This is a genomic window from Sodalis-like endosymbiont of Proechinophthirus fluctus (genome assembly GCF_001602625.1).
Classification (GTDB): Bacteria; Pseudomonadota; Gammaproteobacteria; order Enterobacterales; family Enterobacteriaceae.
On record NZ_LECR01000092.1, the window covers coordinates 35,199 to 39,854 of the forward strand.

At 47.7% G+C, this 4,656-nt stretch carries 3 protein-coding genes; 1 reads left to right on the forward strand and 2 read right to left on the reverse strand.

Annotated features, from left to right (window positions below):
- Positions 1–1,239: 1,239 nt before the first annotated feature.
- Positions 1,240–2,310 carry an LPS export ABC transporter permease LptG gene (gene lptG, locus BG74_RS09575; RefSeq protein WP_066598127.1) on the reverse strand — a complete coding sequence of 357 codons (1,071 nt, stop codon included), beginning with the start codon at positions 2,308–2,310 and terminating at the stop codon, positions 1,240–1,242.
- The gene (gene lptF / locus BG74_RS09580) at positions 2,310–3,410 is read right to left on the reverse strand and encodes an LPS export ABC transporter permease LptF (RefSeq protein ID WP_066598128.1); all 1,101 of its coding nucleotides are present in this window, start codon (positions 3,408–3,410) and stop codon (positions 2,310–2,312) included. Before lptF ends, lptG begins: the two co-directional genes overlap by 1 nt.
- Positions 3,411–3,691: 281 nt before the next feature.
- Here lptF and BG74_RS18575 point away from each other — a divergent pair.
- Positions 3,692–4,656 (forward strand): M17 family peptidase N-terminal domain-containing protein (locus BG74_RS18575; protein WP_305809595.1); only part of this gene is annotated, 965 nt, incomplete at its 3' end.

Below are 4,656 nucleotides of genomic sequence, written 5' to 3' on the forward strand. Positions count from 1 at the left end.
AATAAAGGAGGATAAGCCAGCAATAGCACCCGCTGCAGGGGTGGTCGGCAAAGCGATAACTCTGGACCAGAGGAGAATGTTAATTTAATTATTTAATTATTTCGAAAAATGTTATTTTCGTTCACAACCTTGTCAAGGAAGTTTAATAATTTTTAAATTATTATATTTAATTATATAATTAATATATAACAAATAAACTATTTAACAAATGCCTATTATATGAATAACTTTGATTTTAATTTATTAGTAGTTCTAATTACTACTAGAAAACTGTAGCTTCAGTTTGGCTGCCAGGAAGCTAAACATCAACGCGCCGGCTATCAGCAAATCGCTGAATAAGATCTGCGCCTTATTTAATGATCTGATTCTGGTGTGCAGCGGCACCAAATTAATTCCCATACCCAAGGCGACTGCATTAATGTTATACAACTAGTTAATCGGATTGAATCCATGCTCAAACACCAATATGGTGTTTGAGCCGCACACCACCACTGTCTTATTTACCATAGCCGCCAATGCCACTATCATGTTTACCCTAAACACGCTGCTGTTCTGCAAAGTTTGCGCAGTGTGCCAAATGTGTTTATTAATCTGGTGAACGACTAAAGGACTACGACGATGATTTTCTCCGCTCCAACGATATTGATCTCTATCTCGGTGAGATGCGGAATTTAAACCCTAAACCCAGAGATTACCATTTGCACTAGCCAATCCACTAGGCGAAATGTTACTTATTTACCGATACGGCCATCCTATCCTGGCCAGAGATAAAGGCATGGACAATTTACTCAAATATTATTCTGTTCAAACCAAGGAGAAGTATCTGACGGGAGACCGACGAGGCAGAGAAATACTTTTAGTCGGCGCGCTATATGATGGGGCCACCACCCCAGCTCCATGGCAAAGATAAACGTCATTATTCATTCCGATGTGCTAGCTATCGTGCCCGATTTTGTAGTCACTAAAATGAAAAATTGAATGTGATGGTGGAATTCTTCAGCGCCGACTTCGATCCGGGTAAGCGCAGTATATTATCCAGGCATAGCATTCAAAACATAATCATTCGCCCTGCCATAACCGGCTGCTAGATTTGACCAAAGGCATATTTATCGAAATGTATGAAATAATTTTCCGCCGTCATTATGACACATCGTTAAGGTCTAAAATGAATACCATAGCAATAAAAAACGGCGCTGACGGTATTACCTAACCCTACCTCACTAGGGAATAATTACCACGTCATCTACACCTTAACAGCATGATGATGCTGATGATAAGAAACACTATACTGGGTAGTAAGGCCCCGAACACGGGTGGTATGTTGTACACTAGACTCAACGGCCCGAAGATCTGATCCAGAACGTAAAACAAGAAACCAAAGCTTATCCCCGTGACGACCCGTACCCCCATAGATACGCTGCACAGCGGTCCGAAAATAAACGACAGCGCCATAAGCATCATCACCACTACCAAGAAAGGCGAGAAAATCTTGCTCCACATATTCAGTTGGTAACGGTTGGATTCCTGCCCGCTTTGCTTGAGATAGTTGAAGTAATTATACAGCCCTGAAATAGACAACGAATTTGGCTCAAACGCTACGACCCCCAGTTTATCTGGGGTCAGGTTGGTTTTCCATTCGATATTCATGGTTTGCCGACCAGTTATCTGCTTGTCGTTGGTCAAATCTGATTCGTCCACCTGCGACAATGTCCAACTGCCATTGCTGAAGGTGGCCGTGGCGGCATAGCGTAGCGACTGCAGCCGTTCAGTCTTATCGAAGTGGTAAATATTGATGCCGGCCAGCTCATCACTGCCCACTACGCGCTCGATAAAAATAAAGTCATTACCGTCCTTGGCCCAAAGCCCGTTTTGGGTTGAGAGCATGGAGCCGCCGTAAATCGCCTGGGTGCGGTAGCTGTAGGCCATTTGTTCGCCTGCTGGCGCCACCCATTCGCCGATGGCCATAGTCAAGAGCACCAGAGGAATGGCAGTTTTCATCACCGAACCGGCCACCTGTAACCGGCTGAAACCGGACGACTGCATCACTACCAGTTCACTGCGTGTCGCCAGAGAACCCAGCCCCAGCAGAGCGCCCAGCAGCGCCGCCATCGGCAAGAAAATTTCTATATCCTTAGGTACGCTAAGCAGGGTGAACAGGCCCGCGCCCAGCGCCGAGTATCCCCCTTGACCCACTTTGCGCAGCTGCTCAACGAATTTGATAATTCCCGACAGGGACACCAGCAGGAACAGGGTCATTATGATAGCATTGAAAATAGTTTTACCGATATAGCGGTCCAATATGCTAAGCATTAGGACGCTCCTATTGCATGCAGCCGCGCACGAAGCCTTCGTGCCAGTACGCTATCCCACAAATTCAGTATCATCGCTAGCGCCAGGTACGCCATATTGGTCAGCCACATCCACATCATCGGGTTAAGATTACCCTTGGCGGCGTTGGAGCGCATCGATGTTTGCAGCAGGAAGAAAATCAAATACAGTAGCATCGCAGACAGCATGCTCAGGAACTGGCCCTGCCGCGGGTTAACCACCGATAGCGGCACCACCATCATCGCCATAATCAGCACTGACACTACCAGTGTAAGCCGCCAATGCAACTCAGCACTCGCCTCCGGCTCCGGCGAGCGCCACAGCTGGCGAAGCGTCATTTGCTCAGCGTCGATACTGTCCACCAACACCGACCGATGTCCTATAACATACTTATATTGCTTAAAATCTGTAATGCGGAAATCGTGCAGAAACGCGGTCCCCTCATAGCGGGTGCCCTTATCAAGCATGACCAATTGTGATCCGTCCTGCCGCTGGATCATATGACCGCGGTCCGCGATAACTACAGAAGGGCGAGCACCGCCGTTCGGTTTGAGCTGGGCTAGAAACACATGTTCAAACCCTTTATCTTTCACGTTGCCGACAAATAACACCAAATTGCCATTTTCTGCCGGTTTGAATTGCCCCTCTATTAGTGCAGCCATGCTTAGGTTGGCCTTGGCTTCCGACATTACCAGATCCTGGTGGCGCGACGAACAGGGCGAAAGCCATATCACATTTACCGCCGCGACTATCGCGGTAATCAGACTGAGAACAAGTGCTGCGCGGATCAAAACGCTTTTACCCAGCCCGCAGGCATGCATAACCGTAATTTCGCTTTCGTTGTACATACGGCTCAGTGTCATCAACAATCCTAGGAAGAGACTCAGAGGAAGGATTAATTGAGCCATTTCAGGTACGCCCAAGCCTAGTAAAGGTAAAACCAGATTTGTCGGAATATCCCCATCCACCGCCGTGCCCAAAATCCGCACCAGCTTTTGACAAAAAAAAATCAACAGCAGGATGAACAGAATGGCAAGCTGGCTTTTAAATGTCTCTCGAACCAGATAGCTAGTGATTATCACGCTTATTTCGCCTGTGAAAACTTGTCTTTTTGCAGGAAAATCGATAATTTCATTGCTAATCCATAATTAATACTTACTAAACAGCCACTTTTATCGCTAGATAGAGTATAACAATATTAGGCGTTCGGCTGTGCCATGAGAACGCATTGATTGTCGACAGAAAATAGTGTCCTTTACGTCGTTCAGATTAACACATAGAGTTAATGCAAAGGCAGGACGATGACGGGAAAGTCTATTTTATCCAGAATAACCGTTTTTTTCTTTAAGATTCAGGAGAGTGCATGGAATTCAGTGTAAAAAGCGGTAGTCCAGAAAAACAACGCAGTGCCTGTATCGTCATCGGAGTTTTTGAGCCGCGCCGTCTATCCTCGGTCGCTGAACAGCTCGATAAAATCAGCGAAGGCTATATCAGTGCTCTGCTGCGCCGTGGTGAACTGGAAGGCAAGGTCGGGCAGACGCTGCTGCTGCATCATGTCCCGAATGTGTTGTCCGAACGCATATTGCTTATCGGCTGTGGTAAAGAGCGCGAGCTGGATGAACGCCAGTATAAGCAGGTTATCAGCAAAACGATTAATACGCTCAACGACACCGGCTCTATGGAGGCCGTCTGCTTTTTGACCGAGCTGCACGTCAAGGGGCGTAACACCTACTGGAAAGTACGCCAGGCGGTGGAAACGGCGAAAGAGACGCTTTATACCTTCGATCAACTGAAGAGCAATAAAACTGAGCCGCGGCGGCCGCTGCGAAAAATGGTGTTCAATATGCCGACGCGCCGCGAATTAACCAGCGGTGAGCGCGCTATCACGCACGGTATGGCTATCGCCGCCGGTATTAAAGCCGCCAAAGATTTGGGCAACATGCCGCCCAATATTTGCAATCCGGCCTATCTGGCCTCACAGGCACGCCATCTGGCCGACGGCTACAGCAAATCGACCACAACCCGGGTCATCAGCAAACAGCAGATGAAAGAGTTAGGCATGAACGCTTATCTGGCAGTCGGTCAGGGCTCATACAATGAATCGCTAATGTCGGTTATTGAGTATAAGGGCAGCCCTGACACCAAAGCGCGGCCGATTGTGCTGGTGGGTAAAGGGCTGACATTCGACGCCGGCGGCATTTCTATAAAGCCCGCCGACAGTATGGATGAAATGAAATACGACATGTGCGGCGCCGCAACAGTATATGGTGTGATGCGCACGGCTGTGGAGCTTAATCTGCCGTTGAATATCGTTGGCGTATTGGCTGG

What these genes read in the sequence shown, in the direction of transcription:
- lptG (WP_066598127.1), bottom strand. Translation starts at nt 2,310, where the DNA reads ATGCTTAGCATATTGGACCGCTATATCGGTAAAACTATTTTCAATGCT.